Source organism: Actinomadura sp. GTD37 (genome assembly GCF_041951365.1).
GTDB lineage: Bacteria > Actinomycetota > Actinomycetes > Streptosporangiales > Streptosporangiaceae > Spirillospora.
Map to the genome: position 1 here is coordinate 168195 of NZ_JBGNUS010000011.1, position 18730 is coordinate 186924.

The following is an 18730-nucleotide window of genomic DNA, read 5'->3' on the forward strand; positions in this document are numbered from 1 at the left end:
CTACAAAAGCCGGCGCGTGACGCGCGCCGCAGTTCGGACGTCCTGTGCCTCGACCCGTTCGCGGGCGGCTGTGTGTACTGGCAGACGTGGAGTTGAGCGACGCGGACCTGACGGCGTGCTGCGCGTCCCGCCGGTGGGTCGCGGCGGTCGCCGGGCAGCAGGACCTCGGTGCGCTGCGCGAGATCTCGAAGCGGGTGCTGGACGAACTGGCGTGGGCCGACGTCGAGGAGGCGCTCGCGGCGCACCCCCGCATCGGGGACCGGGTGGGCGGCGGGGCGCGGGAGGCGGGCTGGTCGCGGGGCGAGCAGTCCGGGATGGACGGCGCGGCGAAGGAGCTGAGGGACGCGCTGGTCGAGGGGAACCGGGCTTATGAGGAGCGTTTCGGGCATGTGTTCCTGATCTGCGCGTCGGGCAGGACGGCCCTGGAGATGCTCGCGGATCTCCGGGAGCGGCTGGGGAACGACGCCGAGACCGAGCGGAAGACCGTCCGGAGGGAGCTGGCCGCGATCGTCGATCTGCGGCTGGTCAAGCTGGCGGAGGAGGCGGGGGAGAGCGCATGAGCCTGTCGACGCACGTGCTGGACGCGGCGAAGGGACGGCCGGCGGCGGGCGTGGCCGTCCGGCTCGACCGCCGCGACCGGGACGGCTGGACGCCCCTCGCGCAGGCGCGCACCGACGCCGACGGCCGCGTCAAAGAGTGGGGCGCGGAGGCCGGGAAGGGCGTGCACCGGCTCACGTTCGACACCGCGGGCCTGTCGGAGTTCTACCCGGAGGTCACGGTGGCGTTCACTATCGACGACCCCGGGCGGCACTACCACGTCCCGCTGCTGATCAGCCCGTTCGCGTACTCGACCTACCGGGGGAGCTAGCGGCGATGGCCATCGTGCTCGGACCCAACCGCTACGGGAAGGCGGAGACCCGCGTCGTCCGCGTGACCCGGGACGGCGGCACGCACCGGCTCAAGGACGTCAACGTCAGCGTCTCCCTCTCCGGCGCGATGGACGACGTGCATCTGACCGGCGACAACGCGGCCGTCCTGCCGACCGACAGCCAGAAGAACACCGTGTTCGCGTTCGCCAAGAAGCACGGCATCGGCGCCATCGAGGACTTCGGGCTGCTGCTCGCCCGCCACTTCACCGCGTCCCAGCCCGCGATCGCCCACGCCCGCGTCGAGATCCACGAGTACGGCTGGAGCCGGATCACGGGCGGGCACTCGTTCGTCCGGGACGGCGGCGAGGTCAGGACGGCGCTGGTCCACAGCGGCGCGGAGTCGGAGACGGTCGTGTCCGGCCTGACCGACCTGGTCGTCCTCAACTCGACCGGCAGCGAGTTCCACGGGTTCGCGCGGGACGAGTACACGACGCTCGAACCGGCCCGCGACCGCGTCCTCGCGACGGCCGTGACCGCGCGGTGGCGGCATCGCGGCACCGCCGCCGGATGGGACGAGTCGTACGCGGCCGCCCGCGGCGCCCTGCTCGCCGCCTTCGCCGGGACGCGCAGCCTGTCCCTCCAGCAGACGCTCTTCCAGATGGGGCGCCGCGTCCTGGCCGAGCGGGACGAGATCTGCGAGGTCCGGCTGTCGATGCCCAACAAGCACCACTTCCTGGTCGATCTGGCCCCGTTCGGCATGGAGAACGACAACGAGGTCTACTTCGCCGCGGACCGCCCGTACGGGCTGATCGAGGGCACGGTCCTCGATGACGACGTCCCCGGCGCCCCATCCGCCTGGAACTGAGGAACCCTGGAGATATGGACTTCCTGCGACCGCCGACCTGGGAGGACGCCCTCGCCGCCAAGGCGGCGCGGCCGGGCGCGCGGCCCGTCCAGGGCGGCACCGACGTCATGGTGGAGATCAACTTCGACGCGGACCGGCCGGAGGCGCTGCTCGACCTGACCCGGATCCGCGCGCTCGCCGAATGGGACCGGGCGGACGGGCGGCTCCGCGTCGGCGCCGGCGTCCCCTACGCCCGGCTGATCACCGAGCTGGGCGGGAGCCTGCCCGGTCTGGCGCAGGCGTCCCGGACGGTCGGGTCGCCGCAGATCCGCAACCGGGGCACGGTCGGCGGCAACCTCGGCGCCGCGTCGCCCGCCGGGGACGCGCATCCGCCGCTGCTGGCCGGGGACGCGGTGATCGAGGCCGAGTCGGCGGCGCGCGGCGTCCGGATGATCCCGGCGCCCCGCTTCTTCACCGGCGTGAAGCAGAACGCGCTCGCACCGGACGAGCTGATCCGCGCGTTCTGGACGGCGCCCGCGTCCGGCCCGCAGTACTTCTCCAAGATCGGCACCAGGAACGCGATGGTGATCGCGGTCTGCTCGTTCGCGCTCGCCCTCCACCCCGGGGAGCACCGCGTCGGCACGGGCCTCGGGTCGGCGGCGCCGACGCCGCGCCGCGCCGCCGAGGCGGAGGCGTTCATCTCCGCCGAACTGGACTGGGAGGGCCGCGGCCCGCTCGCCGAATCCGCGGGCCGGCGCTTCGGCGAGCTGGTGCGCGCCGCCGCGTCCCCGATCGACGACGTCCGGGGGACGGGCGACTACCGCAGGCACGCGCTCTCGGTGATGGCGCGCCGCACACTCACCTGGGCCTGGGACGACTACCGCGCCGCGAGCGCGGGAAGGGAGGTCTCCTGATGCGCGTGAACCTGACGGTCAACGGGTCCGCGGAGGCCGTGGACGACGTGTGGGAGGGCGAGAGCCTCCTCTACATGCTGCGCGAGCGGATGGGCCTCCCCGGTTCGAAGAACGCCTGCGAGCAGGGCGAATGCGGCTCCTGCACCGTCTACCTGGACGGCGTGCCGGTGTGCGCGTGCCTGGTCGCCGCCGGTCAGGCGGAGGGCCGGGAGGTCGGCACCGTCGAGGGCCTGGCCGAGGGGCCGCCGGGCGGCGGGCGGCTCGATCCCGTCCAGGAGGCGTTCGTGGAGGCGGGCGCGGTCCAGTGCGGGTTCTGCACGCCCGGCCTGATCGTCCAGACGCACGACCTGATCGCGCGGAACCCGGCGCCGACCGACGCCGAGATCCGCGAGGCGCTCGCCGGGAACCTGTGCCGCTGCACCGGCTACGAGAAGATCCTGGACGCGGTGCGGCTGGCCGCCCGCCGGAGGGCCGACACATGATCATCGAGAACGCGCACGTCGTCACCGTCTCCGGGGACGAGTACCCGGACGGCCACATCGTCGTCGACGGCGACCGCATCACGGCGGTCGGCCCCGGCAGGGCGCCGGGCGGCGACCCCGAGCGCGTCGACGCCGCGGGCTGCCTCGCCACCCCCGGCCTGGTCAACACCCACCACCACCTCTACCAGTGGGCGAGCCAGGGCATGGTCACCGACGGCACGCTCTTCGAGTGGCTGAGCACCCTCTACAAGCCCTGGTCGAAGATGGACGCCGAGGTCGTGGCGGGCGCGGCGACCGCGGGCCTGGCGTGGCTCGCCAAGTCGGGCTGCACGACGTCCACCGACCACCACTACCTGTTCCCGGCCGGGCGCGGCGACCTGTTCGCGGCCGGGATCGAGGCGGCGCGCGAGATCGGCGTCCGCTTCCACCCGTGCCGGGGGTCGATGGACCGCGGCGCGTCGCAGGGCGGGCTGCCGCCGGACGAGGTCGTCGAGGACCTCGACACGATCCTCGCCGAGACCGAGGCGGCGATCGACCGGTACCACGACCCGTCGCCCGGCTCGATGCTGCGCGTCGCCGTCGCGCCCTGCTCGCCGTTCTCCGTCACCCGCGAGCTGCTGGCCGAGTCGGCGCGGCTGGCGCGCGGCAAGGGCGTCCGGCTGCACACCCACCTCGCCGAGACGGTGGACGAGGAGGAGCACACCCGGGAGCAGTTCGGCATGACGCCGGCCGAGTACATGGACTCGATCGGCTGGCTCGGCCCCGACGTGTGGCTCGCGCACTGCGTCCACCTGCACGACACCGACGTGAAGCGGCTCGCCGAGACCCGCACCGGCACGGCGCACTGCCCGAGCTCGAACGCGCGGCTCGGCGCCGGGATCGCCCGCGTGTCGCACCTGCTGGAGGCGGGCGCGGCGGTCGGGCTCGGCGTGGACGGCTCGGCGTCGGCGGAGCTCGTCCCCCTCGCCGGGGAGCTGCGGCAGGCCCTCTACATGCAGCGCGCCCGCTACGGCCCGGCCGCGCTGACCGCCCGGCAGGCCCTGGAGATGGCGACGCTCGGCGGCGCCCGCTGCCTCGGCCGCGAGGACGAGATCGGCTCCCTCGAACCCGGCAAGCTCGCCGACATCGCGCTGTGGCGGGTGGACGGGTTCCGGGCCGCGATCGACGACCCGGTCGCCGCGTTCGCGTTCGGCCCGGTGCCGCCGCTCCAGCGCCTGCTCGTCGGCGGGCGCACCGTCGTGGACGGCGACACGCTCGTGACCGTCCCGCAGGACGAGGCCGGACGGCGCGGCGCCGACGCCCACCGCCGGCTCATGCGGCTCGCGGAGGAGGTGCTCTGATGGCGTCCCCGGTGAAGAGCCCCGGCCATGTGGCCGCGCCGGGCATCGGCGGGGTCGGGGAGAGCCCGCTCCGCCCGGACGGCACGCTGAAGGTCGCGGGCGAGTTCGCCTTCGCGTCCGACCTGTGGATGGAGGGCATGCTGTGGGGCGCGACGCTCCGCAGCCCGCACCCGCGGGCCCTGATCAGGTCGATCGACGTCGGGCGGGCGCTCGCGCTGCCCGGCGTGCGGGCCGTCCTCACCCACGAGGACGTGCCGGGCCGCACGATGTTCGGCATCGACGGCACCGAGGACCAGCCCGTCCTCGCGATCGACCGGGTCCGGCACGAGGGCGAGCCGGTCGCGCTGGTCGCCGCCGACCATCCGGAGACGGCCCGCCGGGCCATGGCCGAGATCGCCGTCGGGTACGAGGTGCTGGAGCCGATCACCGACCCGCGCGCCGTGATCGCCGACCCGGAGCGGCTGAAGGTCCAGGACCGGGGCGGCATCACCCGGTACCAGCCCGTCCGGGTCGGGGACGTGGACGCCGCGCGGGCGGCCGCCGAGGTGGTCGTGGCGGGCGAGTACGAGGTCGGCATCCAGGACCAGGCGTTCCTCGGCCCCGAGTCGGGCCTGGCGATCCCGTCCGAGGACGGCGGCGTCGACCTGTACGTCTCGACGCAGTGGATCCACAACGACCTCAAGCAGATCGCGCCGTGCCTGGGCCTCGCCGAAGATCAGGTGCACATGACGCTCGCGGGCGTCGGCGGCGCGTTCGGCGGGCGCGAGGACCTGTCGATGCAGATCCACGCCGGAATGCTCGCCCTGCACACCGGCAGACCGGTGAAGATGTCCTACAACCGGTACGAGTCGTTCTTCGGGCACGTCCACCGGCATCCCGCCCACATGAGGTACGAGTACGGCGCCGCATCGGACGGCAGGCTCCTCTACGCGGACGTCGAGATCGTCCTGGACGGCGGCGCGTACACGTCGTCCACCATGAACGTCGTCGGCAACGCGGCCTCCCTCGGCGTCGGCCCCTACGAGATCCCCAACATCAGGATCGACGGATACGGCGTCTACACGAACAATCCGCCCTGCGGGGCGATGCGCGGGTTCGGCGCAGTGCAGGCGTGCTTCGCCTACGAGTCGATGATGGACAAGCTCGGCGACGCCTGCGGCTTGGGGCCCGTCGAGATCCGCCGGCGCAACGCGGTCTCACAGGGGTCGAGGCTGGCGACGGGCCAGGTCATCGACTCTCCGGCGCCGCTCGCCGAGATGCTGACGCGGCTGGAGGCGATGCCGATGCCCGCGGGCGCGGACGCGTCCGACGTCCGGAACCTGCCGGGCGGGGTGTCGCAGACGACGCACGGCGAGGGCGTCGTGCGCGGGGTCGGCTACGGCGTCGGCATCAAGAACATCTGCTTCTCCGAGGGCTTCGACGACCTGTCCACGGCCCGCGTCCGGCTGGAGGTCATCGGCGGCGAGGCGACCGCGCTCGTGCACACGGCGGCGGCCGAGGTCGGGCAGGGGCTCGTCACGATCCAGGCGCAGATCGCGCGGACGGAGCTGGGCGTCCAGAGGGTCACGATCGCCCCGACGGACGACGGCGTCGGCGACGCGGGCTCGTCCAGCGCGTCCCGCCAGTCGTACATGTCGGGCGGCGCGGTGAAGGCGGCGTGCGAGGCGGTGCGGGCCGGACTGCTCGCGCTCGCAGAGCGCCGGTTCGGGCGCGCCGACCTGAACGTCGCCGGCGGCAAGATCGTCTCGCGGGCGGACGGCGTGCTCGGCGCCATCGAGGACGTCCTCGGCGGCGACGCGATCGAGGAGACCCGCGAGTACCACCACCGGCCCACCGCCCGGATGGACCCGCTCACCGGGCAGGGCCGCAGCCACACCCAGCTCGCGCTGTGCGTGCACCGGGCGGTGGTCGACGTGGACGTGGAGCTCGGCCTCGTCAAGGTCGTCGAGATGGCCGCCGTCCAGGACGTCGGCAAGATCATCAACCGGCTGTCGCTGGAGGGCCAGATCCACGGCGGCTCCGCGCAGGGACTCGGCCTCGCCCTGATGGAGGAGATCGTCGTGTCGGACGGCCTCGTCCGGAACCCCTCGTTCACCGACTACCTGATCCCCACCATCCTCGACATGCCGCCCATGCGCCTGGACATCCTGGAGAACCCCGACCCGGAGGCGCCGTACGGCCTGCGCGGCGCGGGCGAACCGCCGACCCTGTCCTCGACCCCGGCCATCGTCGCCGCCATCCGCGACGCGACGGGCCGCCCCCTCACCCGCGTCCCGGTCCGCCCCGAGCACATCGTCCAAGGGCGACCGTGACCGGCGGTTCGTGGTGAACCGCGTGGACGACCTCCTGATCCGATCGCGCCGGGCCGTGCTCCCGGACGGCGAGCGCCCTGCCGACGTCTCCGTCCGGGACGGCCGCATCGCCGCGATCTCGGACCATGCGGGTGGCGCGCCGGCCAAGGCCGCGGTCGACCTCGGCGACGTCGCGCTGCTGCCCGGCCTCGTCGACACGCACGTCCACATCAACGAGCCCGGCCGGACGGAGTGGGAGGGGTTCGCCACCGCGACCCGCGCCGCCGCCGCGGGCGGTGTCACCACGCTCATCGACATGCCGCTCAACTCGCTTCCGCCGACCGTCGACCCGGAGGCGCTCGAAGCCAAGCGCGCGGCCGCCGAGGGCGCGTGCGCCGTGGACGTCGGATTCTGGGGCGGAGCGGTCCCCGGCAACCTCGCGTCGCTGCGCCCGCTCCACCGACTCGGCGTCTTCGGGTTCAAGTGCTTCACGTCCGACTCGGGGGTGCCGGAGTTTCCGCCGCTCTCCCACGAGCAGACGCGTGCGGCGTTCCGGGAGATCGCCTCGTTCGGCGGGCTGGTCATCGTCCACGCGGAGGACCCGGCCGCGCTCAGCGCGCCGTCCGGCGGCGGGTACGCCGAGTTCCTCGCGTCGCGGCCCGCGTCCGCCGAACGCCGGGCCGTCGAGCGGGTCGTCCGGCTGGCGGCGGAGACGGGCGTGCGCGCCCACATCCTGCACCTGTCCGCCGCCGACTGCCTGGACGTCCTCGCCGAGGCCCGCGCCCAGGGCGTCCCCGTCACGGCCGAGACCTGCCCCCACTACCTGGCGCTCACCGCCCAAGAGGCCGCCGGGACCGCCTTCAAATGCTGCCCGCCCATCCGCGGCGCCGCCAACCGCGAACGGCTCTGGCAGGGGCTCGCGGACGGCCTGATCTCGTGCGTCGTCAGCGACCACTCGCCCTGCACGCCCGAGTTGAAGCGCGGCGACTTCGCGACCGCGTGGGGCGGCGTCTCGTCCCTCCAACTGGGGCTGCCCGTGGTGTGGACGGCCGCACGCGAGCGCGGGCACCGCCTGGACGAGGTCGTCCGCTGGATGTCCGAGGCGCCCGCCGCCCTGGCCGGCGTCCCCCGGAAGGGCGGCATCGCCGTCGGCAACGACGCCGACCTCGTCGCCTTCGCCCCCGGCGAGACGCTCACCGTCGACCCGGCGGCGCTTCACCACCGGCATCCCGTCACGCCGTACGAGGGCAGGACGCTGACCGGCGCCGTCCGGCGGACGTGGCTGCGGGGCGTCCCCGCCGGCGAGCGGCCGGCGGGGCGCCTGCTCGCCCGGGAGGCACGATGAACGATCCGGAGACGGCCGCCTTCGCGTCGCTGCCGGACCTGGCCGTCCGCACCCTCGGCGGGTCGGTCATCGCGGCGAGCGACGAGTCCTTCGCCGAGAAGGAGAACCTGGTCAACCCGTGGGCGCCGGCGTTCGCCCCGGAGACCTTCGGCCCGAAGGGGCAGCTCTACGACGGCTGGGAGACCGCGCGCCGCCGCGCCGGCGGCCACGACTGGGCGGTGGTCCGGCTGGGGCTGCCCGGCGTCGTCCGCGGCGTCGTGATCGACACCGCCTGGTTCGAGGGCAACTACCCGCCGCGCGCGTCCGTCGAGGCGTGCGCCGTGGACGGCTACCCGCCCGACCTCTCCGGCGCCGAGTGGGTGGAGATCGTCCCGGAGAGCCCGCTGCGGGGCGACGCGGCGCACCCCTTCCCGGTGCGGGCGGAGCGCCTGTTCACGCACGTCCGGCTGAACATGCTCCCGGACGGCGGCATCGCCCGGCTCCGCGTCCACGGCGAGGTGGTCCCCGATCCGCGGCTGCTGAGGGGGCTGACCGTCGACCTCGCGGCGCTGGAGAACGGCGCCCGCGTCATCGACTGCTCGGACATGTTCTACTCCGCGCCGGACAACATGCTGTTCCCCGGCCTGGCCCGCAACCAGGCGGAGGGCTGGGAGACGGCCCGCCGCCGCGACGGCGGCCACGACTGGGCGGTGATCCGGCTCGCCGCGCCCGGCGTCGTCAGGCTCGCCGAGATCGACACCGCGAACCTGAAGTTCAACGCGCCCGGCGCCGCCGCGCTGCAGGGCCTCGACGCCCGCACCGCCGCGCCGGACGCCTGGCGCCCCCTCCTGCCGCGCACCGGCCTCCTGCCGGACACCCGGCACCGGTTCCGCCTCACGTCGCCCGAGGTGACGCACGTCCGGCTCGACATCCACCCGGACGGCGGCATCGCCCGGCTCCGCCTGCTCGGCGACATCACCCCGGACGGGACGCGGGAACTCGCCGCCCGCTGGGACGCCCTCACAAGACATTAGGCAGACCACCCTGCCGATCACGCTCGGGCATCCCGACTTCGACCTCAGGCCGCTGGTGGTGGGCCTGGCACGGGTCCGGGCGCCCAGCCGCTCATCACCACCACCGACCAGGCAGCGCGGATGCCCGAACTGACCATCTTGAGCGCCCTGGCCAACGTCACGGCCCCTACCGAGGAGTCCGTTGAGATCACCCACGCCGCCCTGGCCACCATCGACAACGAACCTGGCCTTCCGCGCCATTTTCGACCGGCCACTGGCCAGGTACCAGCGCCGGCTCCCTCAACAGGGCCGCGGAAGCCCTCTCCCTGGACTCCTCGGCATTCCTCGCCTGCCGCCCGAACCGCCGCGCAGCCATCACATCCGTAGTGGACGGACGTCCGCATGAGTACGCCCCCGGCGGAGCGCCGGGGGCGTACGTCGTTCACGGTCAGGTCGCCTCGGTGGGGTCCTCTTCGAGGAGGTCGTCGAACTCGCCGTCCTTGACGCCCGCGATGAACGCGTCCCACTCGGCCTCGGTGAAGTAGAGGATCGGACCCTCGGGGTTCTTGGCGTCGCGCATGACGACGGCCCGCTCACCGAAGTCCTTGTGCTGGACGGGGACGTCCTTGCCATCGACGAACTCGATGATGACCCCGTCGCTGAGGATCGGTTCCTGCTCGGTCACTGGCACACCTTCTTCTCCTGGCTCCTGTGGGAGCCCCCAGGCTAGTGGGGAAGCGGGCCGGGAGACGCCGGAACGCCCTCGCGGTCAGGGGTCGATGAGCAGGCGCGAAGCGGTGATCTCCAGCCGGGACTGGATCTCCTCGGCGGTGGCGTTCCCGCGCAGCATCTCGATCATCTCCATGGTCCAGATGCCGGACAGCGCGCGGGCCACGAGGCGGCGCGGGTCCTCGGCGGAGATGTCCTCCGGCGGGCCGGACGCGGCGCGCAGCAGCAGCTCGCTCATCCGCTCGCCGAAGTCGGTCTTGACGTCGGACAGCAGCAGCGAGCGGATCAGCGCCTCGGCCAGCTCGGGCTCGCGCATCAGGCCGCGGGTGGCGCGCATGAGCACCTCGACCGCGCGCTCGGGCGCCCCGCCGGCGCGGGGCGGGCGGCGCTCGATGCTGCCTTCGAGGAGCAGGATCTCCTCGCTGACGACGGCGACGACCAGATCCATCTTGGACGGGAAGTAGCGGTAGAGGGTGCCGAGCGCGACCCCGGCCCGCTCGGAGACGGTGCGCATCTGCATCGCCTCGATGCCGCCGCGCGACGCGAGCGCCGCCGCGGCCTGCACGATACGCTTGCGCCGCTGGTGCTGGCTGCGGGAGCGCACGCCCTGTCCGGCCGCGGGGCCTGCCGCCTGTCCCGCCGGCTGACCCCGGGTCTCGTCCCCGGTCACTGTCGGCTCTGCGGTCACGGTCGTCATCCCTTCTGCGCGGGCTCGGCCGCCCGACGTTTCCCCTCCAGCGTACAGCCATCACGAGAACGTGTTATCTGATCGTCCGATGGCGGCCGCTCGGACGTGCTCCCCGGTTCCGCCCTGCGGCCTTGCCGCGCCAGGCTAACCGCCCCGTGAACGGGAACGATCGGACCTCTGGACACAGACTAGAATCTGTTCTACTTTTTCGCCGTGGGCGCGTCCGGGAGGTGGGCATGACGAACGTCGCCGCACTGCTGGAGGCGAGGGCGGACGACGACCGCCCGGGGCTGCGCTCCCGGACGCGTTGGCCGGCTACCTGCGCGGGCGCGCCGACCTGGGCCCGAAGTGGCCGCCGTGCTACGTGCGGGTGATGCGGGAGCCGCCCGCGACCGCGTCCGACAAGATCCTCAAGCGCCGGCTCGTGAAGGACGGCCGGCGGACCGACGACCCGGTGTGGTGGCGTCCCGGACGCGACCTCGCCTACCGCCGGATGACCGCGGCGGGCGCGGCCGGCCCGCGGGCCGAGTTCGAGCGGCGCGGCCGGCTGCACCTCCTGGAAGGGAGCGGATGAGTGGACTTCAACCTCGATGAGACCCAGCAAGAGATCAAGGGTCTCGCCGCCGGAGTGCTCGCGCGCGAGGCCGCGCCGGAGCGGCTGGAGGCGTTCGAGAAGAGCGGCGCCCCCTACGACGAGGCGGCCTGGACGGCGCTCGGCCGGGCGGGCCTGCTCGGCCTCGTCCTGCCCGAGGACGCCGGCGGCGCCGGGCTCGGCCCGGTCGAGCTGGCGGTGGTCCTGCGCGAGGTCGGCCTCCATGTGGCGCCCGTCCCGGCGTACGCGTCGCTCGCGCTCGCGGCCGTCCCGATCGCCGCGCACGGCACGGCGGACCAGCGCGCCCTGCTGGCCCCGCTGACCGACGCCGCCACGGTCCTGACGGGCGCCTACCGCGAGGTCGGCCCGGCCGGCGAGATCGCCGCGACGGCCCGGAAGGACGGCGACGGCTACGTCCTCGACGGCGTGAAGACGTTCGTCCCGTACGCGCGGGAGGCCGCGCGGATCCTCGTGCCCGCCCGCGTCGAGGGGGAGGGCGTCGGCGTCTTCCTGGTCGAGCCGGCCGCCGCGACGATCACCCCGCAGCCGTCGGCGACGAGCGAGCCGCTGTCGCGGGTCGCGCTGAACGGCGTCCGCGTCGGCCCCGGCGCCCTGCTCGGCGGGACGGCCGACGGCGCCGCCTGGGACACCCTCCGCCGGTCCGCCGTCGCCGGCGCCGTCGCGATCTCGTCCGGCGTCATCGAGGGCGCGCTGGAGCTGACCAAGGAGTACACCAAGACCCGCGAGCAGTTCGACCGCGCCCTCGCGCAGTTCCAGGCCGTCACGATGCAGGTCAGCGACGTCTACATCGCGAAGCGGGCGCTGGACGTGGCCGTCTGGTCGGGCGTCTGGCGGCTGGCCGAGGGCGCCGACGACGCCGAGGAGCTGCTGACGATCGCGTCCTACAACGCGTGCGATCCCGTCATCAAGGCCCTCTACACCTGCCAGCACCTGCACGGCGGCATCGGCCTGGACGTCACCTACCCGCTGCACCGCTACTTCGCCTGGGGCAAGCACTGCGGGCACCTGCTCGGCGGCGCGGAAGACCGGCTCGACGCGCTCGGCGCGCTCATCGCCCAGGAGGCCTGAATGTTCATCGACCTGACCGGCGAGCAGAAGAAGCTCCGCGCCGAGCTGCGCGAGTACTTCGAGAACTGCCTGACCGCCGAGCAGCGCGCCGCGATCTCGGCCGACCCGTTCGGCGCCGCCTACATGGAGCACTGCAAGCGGCTCGGCCGCGACGGCATGCTCGGCGTCGCGCTGCCGACGGAGTACGGCGGCCGCGGCTTCGGCCCGGTCGAGCAGACGATCTTCGCCAACGAGATCGCCCGCGCCGAGGTCACCTACCCGCTGATCACGCTGAACTCGGTCGCGCCGACGATCCTGCAGTACGGGTCGGACGCGCACAAGGAGTTCTTCATCCCGCGGATCCTCGCGGGGGAGTGCCATTTCGCGATCGGCTACAGCGAGCCGGGCGCCGGGACCGACCTCGCCGCCCTGCGCACCACCGCCGTCCGGGACGGCGACCACTACGTCGTGAACGGCCAGAAGATCTTCACGTCCGGCGCGCACCATTCCGACTACGTGTGGCTCGCGGCGCGCACCGACCCGTCCGCGAAGAAGCACAAGGGCATCTCGATGCTCATCGTCGACTGCAAGGACCCGGGCTTCTCCTGGACGCCGATCATCACGATGGACGGCGCCCACCACACCAACTCGACGTACTTCCAGGACATCCGCGTCCCGGCGGACATGCTGATCGGCGAGGAGAACAAGGGCTGGGACCTCATCGTCAACCAGCTCAACCACGAGCGGGTCACGCTCGGCCCGGCGGGCAACATCGGGCACACCCGCATCCGGTTCGAGCGCTGGGCCCGCGCCACCGCGGGACGGGACGGGCGCCCGCTCATCGAGGAGCCCGCCGTCCGCCGCGCGCTCGCCCAGGTGCACGCCTACCTGCGCGTCAACGAGATCCTCAACTGGCAGGTCGCCGCGAACCAGGACCTCGGCTGGCTCGGCGCCGCCGACGCGTCCGCCACGAAGATCTACTCCTCGGAGCGGATGCAGGACGTCGGCCGGATCGTCGGCGACGTCCTCGCCCGCTACGGCGACCCCGGCGACCCGGAGACGGCGGACTTCACGGCGTCGGTCGACCGGCTGGCCAAGGGCGCGCTCGTGCTGACCTTCGGCGGCGGCGTCAACGAGATCCAGCGCGAGCTGATCGCCATGATCGGCCTCGGCCTGCCCCGCGCGCCCCGCTGACCTCCGATCGGAGAGCGTTCCCGGGTCCGCCCGCCGTATCGTGAGTCGGCGCGGCCGGCGGCCCGGTAATTGGCGGGAAGGGCATTAAGCGGCGTTCCCGATATGGGCTTCTCGATGGCGTAATTCGTGGTGGAGATAGGAGAGGCTGCGGTCGCGGCCAGGGTGGAGTGGCAGGCCCGGCGATATCGCAAAGCGTGATATAAGGCAATTATCGGATCTGTGGTGGATATTCCGACTTTTCCGTTCCCGGCCGACCACGCCCTCCAGGTGTCGCCGCTGCTCGCCGAGGCGCGCGCCGGGTCGGCGCCCGTGCGCGTCCAGCTCGGCTACGGGGCGCCCGCCTGGCTCGTCACCCGGTACGAGGACGCCCGCACCGTGCTCAGCGACCCGGCGTTCGGGCGCGACCGCGAACGCGCCGGGATCCCGGCCGACCGCGTCGCCGGCATGACGCCGATCGACCCGACCAGCGACACGCTCCTCACCGAGGATCCGCCCGACCACACCCGGCTGCGCCGCTTCGTGTACCGGACGTTCACGCCGCGCCGCGTCGAGGCGCTGCGGCCCGGCACCGAGCGGATCGCCGGGCGGCTCCTCGACGCGATGACCGAGGCGGGCGGACCGGCCGATCTCGTCGAGGCGTTCGGGCTGCCGCTGCCCATCCAGGTCATCTGCGACCTGCTCGGCGTCCCGGTCGCCGAGCGGCGCCGTTTCACCGCCTGGACCGACGCCCTCCTCAGCACCAGCGACCTGACCGGGGACGAGATCCGGTCCTCCATCGACGAGATGAACGGCTATCTGGCGGAACTGGCCGCCATGCGGGTGGAGCATCCGACCGACGACCTCATCGGCGCGCTCGTGCGCGAGCGGATCGAAGGCGACCGCCTCAGCGGCGACGAGCTGAACAACCTGGTGCGCGCGGTCCTCGCCGCGGGATTCGAGACGACCGCGTCGCAGATCCCCAATTTCGTGTTCCTGCTGCTGCGCGGCGGCGACTACGCGCGGCTGGCCGCGGATCCGGGGCTGGTCCCCGCGGCCGTGGAGGAGCTCCTGCGCTTCGTGCCGCTGATCGCCCAGGGGTCGTTGACGCGCTTCGTGCTGACGGAGATCGAGGTCGGCGGGGTCCTGCTGCGGCCCGGGGAGCAGGTCCTGGTCGAGCTGTCCGCGGCCAACCGCGACGGGGACGCCTTCCCCGAGCCCGAGACCCTCGACATCGCCCGCCGCAGCAACCCGCACATCGCCTTCGGGCACGGCCTGCACCGCTGCCTGGGCGCGTCCCTGGCGAGGATGGAGCTCCAGGTCGCGCTGTCCGCGCTGGCCGTGCGGCTCCCCGGGCTGCGCCTCGCCGTGCCGGCCGACCAGGTGCCCTGGCACACCGCCCGGTTCGTGAACCGCCCGCGGGAGCTCCCCGTCGCCTGGTGACCCCGGGGGCCTGGTCAGCCGCGGCCGGGGGACCTCAGGTGCTTGGGCTCGGCGCCGTGCGCGAAGCCGCCGGCGTCCTCGGCGGTGCGCCGCGGGGCCGGCTGGGCCGACAGCCGCGGGAGGACGCGGCGCAGGTCGTCCAGGAACAGGTCGGCGAGGTCGTGGCCGAACCCGTTGCGGACCACGATCCGCAGCACGGCGAGGTCCGTGCGGTTCTCCGGGAAGGTGTAGGCGGGCACGAGCCATCCCGACTCGCGCAGCGCCGCCGACACGTCGAACACCGTGAAGTCGCGGACGTCGTCGCGCACCCGGAACGCGAACACCGGCAGTTCGCCGCCGTCGGTGAGCGTCTCGAACGGGCCGAGCCGCCCGATCTCGGCGGACAGCCGGGTCGCGACGTCCCGGCAGGTCCGCTGGACGCGGCGGTACCCGTCGAAGCCCAGCCGCAGGAAGGTGTAGTACTGCGCGACGACCTGCGCCCCGGGGCGGGAGAAGTTCAGCGCGAACGTCGGCATGTCGCCGCCGAGGTAGTTGACGTGGAAGACGAGGTCGTCCGGCAGCGCCTCCTCGTCCCGCCACAGCGCCCAGCCGAGGCCCGGCATGACCAGGCCGTACTTGTGCCCGGACGTGTTGATCGACGCGACGCGCGGCAGCCGGAAGTCCCACCGCAGGTCCGGGTCGAGGAACGGCGCGATCATGGCGCCGGACGCGCCGTCCACGTGCACCGGCACGTCGAGGCCCGTCCGCCGCTCCAGGTCGTCGAGCGCCGCCGCGATGTCGGCGACGGGCTCGTAGCCGCCGTCGAACGTGGAGCCGAGCACGGCGACGACGCCGATGGTGTTCTCGTCGCACAGCTCGACCGCCTCCCGCGCGCCGAGGTGGTGGCGGTCGCCCTCCATCGGCACGTACCGGGGTTCGACCTCGAAGTAGTTCGCGAACTTCTCCCAGCAGATCTGCACGTTCACGCCCATGACGAGGTTGGGCCGGTCGGCCGGCTTGCCGGCCGCCCGGCGCCGCGCCGCCCAGCGCCGCTTGAGCGCGAGGCCGCCGAGCATCGCCGCCTCGCTGGACCCGGTCGTCGAGCAGCCCACGGCGCGGTGCGGGTCCTCGGCGTGCCACAGCCGCGCGAGCATGTGGACGCAGCGCATCTCCAGCTCGGCGGTGCGCGGGTACTCGTCCTTGTCGATCATGTTCTTCTCGGCGCACTCGGCCATCAGCCGCAGCGCCTCCGGCTCCGCCCACGTCGACACGAACGTCGCCAGGTTCAGCCGCGCGTTGCCGTCCAGCATCAGCTCGTCGTGGACGATCTGGTACGCGGTGCCGGGCTCCATCTCGCCGGCGGGCAGCGCGTACCGGGGGACGGTCAGCGGCTCGCGGCTGAAGACCGGATTGATCCGCAGGTCGCGGCCGCCGCCGGCGGCGCGGGGATGCTTCAGGGCCATGTCGCCGCACTACCCCGGCCGCCCGGCTCCACACCGGGGCGGCGGACGCCCGGGGGCTACTCGCCCGGGGGCGGCGGTTCGTTGAGGCCGCTCTCCAGGATGGCGAACGTCTGGTCGACCACCTCGGAGAGCGTGGCGAACGTCCCGCCCTTGCGGCGGATGGCGTCGGCGGCGGCCTGGAAGCCGCAGTGGGCGGCGGCGGCGACGACGTGCGGGCGCAGGTCGGCGCCGGGGTCGAGGCCCATCCGCCGCGCGACGATCTCGGTCAGCAGCGCCTGCTTGCGCTGCGCGTGCTCAAGGCTGCCCGCCATCAGGGCGGGGCTGTCGTTCATCATCGACAGCATGCACTCGAAGCGGCCCGGGTCGAAGCCCAGCTCGCCCCCTTCGCAGGCGCGGGCGATCTCCACCACGGTGCGCCGCAGCGCGGTCATGATCGGCTCGTCCGCGGGGCGCGCGGCCAGCACCGACGCCACGGCGCGGACCTGCTCCTCCTGGAAGGTGAGCGCGACGTCCTCCTTCGAGGCGAAGTAGCGGAAGAACGTGCGGGACGAGACGTCGACGGCGTCGGCGATCTCCTCGACGGTGGTGGCGTCGAACCCCTTCTCGGCGAAGAGGGTGAACGCGGCGTTGATGAGCGCCTCGCGGGTGCGCTGCTTCTTGCGCTCGCGCCTGCCCGGGGGCTCGGATCCGAGACAGGACGGACCGGTCTCGGGGACGGTCTCGCGGGCGGTCGCGGTCATGGGCGAAGTGTAGCCAGCGGGTGAACGCGCGCCAAGTGGCGGACGGCGAATTCTGTCGTAAGCTGAATCCTGTCCTCATGTGACCTTCGGCATTTGACGACAAGTGTCATGCCGTGACACTTTGAACCCCTACCCAAGCCGGAGGTCGCAGATGACTCATTCGCAAGGCGCCGACATCCTCGAGAGCGGCGCCGCCGACGTCCCGCCGCGAGAACGGTCCCGCGCCCGGCCGGCGCGGCGCGGGCACGGGCATCCATGGCTCACCCTCGCCGCCGTCGCGCTCGGCGTGATGATGGTCGGCCTGGACGCGACCGTCGTGTCCATCGCCAACCCCGCGATCGCCAAGGACCTGGACGCGAGCCTGTCCGGCCTGCAGTGGGTGACCAACGCCTACCTGCTGGCGCTCGCCGTCACGCTGATCCCCGCCGGGAAGATCGCCGACCGGTTCGGGCGCAAGCGGACGTTCCTCGCCGGCGTCCTCGGGTTCGCCGTCTCCTCGGTGCTGATCGGGCTGTCCGGCGGGCTCGGGATGGTGATCTTCTGGCGGGTCGTGCAGGGCTTCGCGGGGGCGCTCCTGCAGCCCGCCAGCCTCGCCATCCTGCGCAACACCTTCCCCGCCGAGCGGCTCAACACCGCGATCGGCGTCTGGGGCGGCACGCTCGGCTTCTCCATCGCGGGCGGCCCGATCGTCGCCGGCCTGCTGGTCGAGAACGTCAACTGGGAGTCGGTGTTCTTCCTCAACGCCCCGCTCGGGCTGGTCGCGCTGCTGGTCGGCTTCTGGGTGATCCGCGAGTCGCGGGACGAGCAGGCCGCCGGCTCGTTCGACCTGCGCGGCGTCGCGCTGCTCAGCGGTGCCCTGTTCGCCCTGGTCTGGGGCCTGATCAAGGCCGGTGAGAACGGGTTCGGCGACGCCGTCCCGCTGGTCTCCTTCGCCGCGTCCGCCGTGCTGTTCGCCGTGTTCGCCTGGAACGAGCAGCGGGTGGAGAGCCCGCTGCTGCCGCTCGGCCTGTTCCGCTCGGTGTCGCTGTCGGCGGCGACCGGGCTCATCGTCCTCGGCTTCTTCGCGATGTTCGGGACGATCTTCTTCCTCACCCTCTACCTGCAGCAGGTGCACGGCATGAGCCCGGTGGACGCCGGCGTCCGGCTGCTGCCGATGACCGCCGTGTTCATCGTCGCGTCCCCGATCGCGGGCGCGCTGACCAGCAGGTTCGGGCCGCGGCTGCCGCTCGCCCTCGGGATGGCGTTCACCGCGGCCGCGATGTTCGGCCTGTCCCGCATCGGAGTGGACGCCGCCTACGTGCAGCTCTGGCCGTGGTTCGTCCTCATCGGCCTGGCGTTCGGGATGGTCCTCGTCGCCGGGACCGAGGCCGTCGTCGGCAACGCGCCCGCCCACCTCGCGGGCGTCGCGGGCGGCCTCCAGCAGACCGCCTCGCAGGTCGGCGGCGTCCTCGGCACGTCCGTGCTGGGCGTGCTGCTGTCCACCAGGGTCGGCGACGTGCTGTTCGGGCGGCTGACCGACGCGGGCGTCCCCGCGCCGGCGGCCCAGCAGCTGGAGGGCGCGGGAGGGCTCGTGTCGCAGGGCGTCGCGCCCGTCCCGCCCGGCACGCCGGACGGGGCCGCGGACGCCATCACCACCGGGAGCCACCTCGCGTTCATGGACGGCTTCCAGGAGTCGCTGAGCGTCGCGGCGGCGGTCGCGCTCGCCGCCGTCCTCGCGGCCCTGCTCGTGCGGCGCGGGAACAGCCCGGTCGACGGCGCCGCGGCCGTCTGAGCGGACGGCG

At 73.3% G+C, this 18730-nt stretch carries 18 protein-coding genes; 14 read left to right on the forward strand and 4 right to left on the reverse strand.

Annotation, left to right across the window (positions count from 1 at the left end):
- Positions 1-86 precede the first annotated feature (86 nt).
- From uraD to alc, 9 genes are read left to right on the forward strand one after another with little or no spacing between them, the layout of a single operon-like run.
- On the forward strand, positions 87-560 hold the full coding sequence (gene uraD / locus ACA511_RS36725) for a 2-oxo-4-hydroxy-4-carboxy-5-ureidoimidazoline decarboxylase (RefSeq protein WP_375029326.1): 474 nt from the start codon (positions 87-89) through the stop codon (positions 558-560).
- Positions 557-868 carry a hydroxyisourate hydrolase gene (gene uraH / locus ACA511_RS36730; RefSeq protein WP_375029327.1) on the forward strand — a complete coding sequence of 104 codons (312 nt, stop codon included), beginning with the start codon at positions 557-559 and terminating at the stop codon, positions 866-868. Before uraD ends, uraH begins: the two co-directional genes overlap by 4 nt.
- A 5-nt stretch (positions 869-873) precedes the next feature.
- On the forward strand, positions 874-1734 hold the full coding sequence (gene pucL / locus ACA511_RS36735) for a factor-independent urate hydroxylase (RefSeq protein WP_375029328.1): 861 nt from the start codon (positions 874-876) through the stop codon (positions 1732-1734).
- A gap of 14 nt (positions 1735-1748) precedes the next feature.
- Positions 1749-2627, forward strand: coding sequence for an FAD binding domain-containing protein (locus tag ACA511_RS36740; protein ID WP_375029329.1), 879 nt, complete (start codon positions 1749-1751; stop codon positions 2625-2627).
- Positions 2627-3109 carry a (2Fe-2S)-binding protein gene (locus ACA511_RS36745; RefSeq protein WP_375029330.1) on the forward strand — a complete coding sequence of 161 codons (483 nt, stop codon included), beginning with the start codon at positions 2627-2629 and terminating at the stop codon, positions 3107-3109. The genes ACA511_RS36740 and ACA511_RS36745 overlap by 1 nt, the downstream gene beginning before the upstream one ends.
- Positions 3106-4449: an 8-oxoguanine deaminase gene (locus tag ACA511_RS36750; protein WP_375029331.1), complete on the forward strand. Its 1344-nt coding sequence runs from the start codon at positions 3106-3108 to the stop codon at positions 4447-4449. The genes ACA511_RS36745 and ACA511_RS36750 overlap by 4 nt, the downstream gene beginning before the upstream one ends.
- Complete coding sequence (locus ACA511_RS36755) at positions 4449-6761, forward strand: molybdopterin cofactor-binding domain-containing protein (protein WP_375029332.1); 2313 nt, start codon at positions 4449-4451, stop codon at positions 6759-6761. Before ACA511_RS36750 ends, ACA511_RS36755 begins: the two co-directional genes overlap by 1 nt.
- A gap of 13 nt (positions 6762-6774) precedes the next feature.
- Positions 6775-8085 (forward strand): allantoinase AllB, encoded by a 1311-nt coding sequence (allB, locus tag ACA511_RS36760; RefSeq protein WP_375029333.1) that lies wholly within the window; start codon positions 6775-6777, stop codon positions 8083-8085.
- Positions 8082-9098 (forward strand): allantoicase, encoded by a 1017-nt coding sequence (gene alc / locus ACA511_RS36765; RefSeq protein ID WP_375029334.1) that lies wholly within the window; start codon positions 8082-8084, stop codon positions 9096-9098. The genes allB and alc overlap by 4 nt, the downstream gene beginning before the upstream one ends.
- A gap of 427 nt (positions 9099-9525) precedes the next feature.
- On the opposite strand, the gene ACA511_RS36770 is transcribed toward alc, so the two are convergent.
- Complete coding sequence (locus tag ACA511_RS36770; protein WP_375029335.1) at positions 9526-9762, reverse strand: DUF397 domain-containing protein; 237 nt, start codon at positions 9760-9762, stop codon at positions 9526-9528.
- An 84-nt stretch (positions 9763-9846) separates the two neighbouring features.
- Complete coding sequence (locus ACA511_RS36775; protein WP_375029336.1) at positions 9847-10410, reverse strand: TetR family transcriptional regulator; 564 nt, start codon at positions 10408-10410, stop codon at positions 9847-9849.
- A gap of 391 nt (positions 10411-10801) precedes the next feature.
- Here ACA511_RS36775 and ACA511_RS36780 point away from each other — a divergent pair, with 391 nt between their 5' ends.
- The 4 genes from ACA511_RS36780 (at position 10802) to ACA511_RS36795 (ending at position 14767) form a co-directional block, all read left to right on the forward strand.
- Positions 10802-11068, forward strand: a complete 267-nt coding sequence (locus ACA511_RS36780) for a hypothetical protein (protein ID WP_375029337.1) — start codon at positions 10802-10804, stop codon at positions 11066-11068.
- The gene (locus tag ACA511_RS36785) at positions 11069-12175 is read left to right on the forward strand and encodes an acyl-CoA dehydrogenase family protein (protein WP_375029338.1); all 1107 of its coding nucleotides are present in this window, start codon (positions 11069-11071) and stop codon (positions 12173-12175) included.
- Positions 12176-13348 (forward strand): acyl-CoA dehydrogenase family protein, encoded by a 1173-nt coding sequence (locus ACA511_RS36790; protein ID WP_375029339.1) that lies wholly within the window; start codon positions 12176-12178, stop codon positions 13346-13348.
- A gap of 222 nt (positions 13349-13570) precedes the next feature.
- Positions 13571-14767 (forward strand): cytochrome P450, encoded by a 1197-nt coding sequence (locus ACA511_RS36795; protein WP_375029340.1) that lies wholly within the window; start codon positions 13571-13573, stop codon positions 14765-14767.
- A gap of 14 nt (positions 14768-14781) precedes the next feature.
- On the opposite strand, the gene ACA511_RS36800 is transcribed toward ACA511_RS36795, so the two are convergent.
- Entirely contained in the window at positions 14782-16209 is a 1428-nt protein-coding gene (locus ACA511_RS36800; RefSeq protein ID WP_375029341.1) for a glutamate decarboxylase, read from the reverse strand.
- A gap of 56 nt (positions 16210-16265) precedes the next feature.
- A complete protein-coding gene (locus ACA511_RS36805; protein ID WP_375029342.1) occupies positions 16266-16949 on the reverse strand; it encodes a TetR family transcriptional regulator in 684 nt (227 codons plus the stop codon).
- 151 nt (positions 16950-17100) lie between these two features.
- On the opposite strand from ACA511_RS36805, the gene ACA511_RS36810 reads away from it, so the two are divergent.
- Positions 17101-18720 carry an MFS transporter gene (locus ACA511_RS36810; protein WP_375029343.1) on the forward strand — a complete coding sequence of 540 codons (1620 nt, stop codon included), beginning with the start codon at positions 17101-17103 and terminating at the stop codon, positions 18718-18720.
- Positions 18721-18730: the final 10 nt, after the last annotated feature.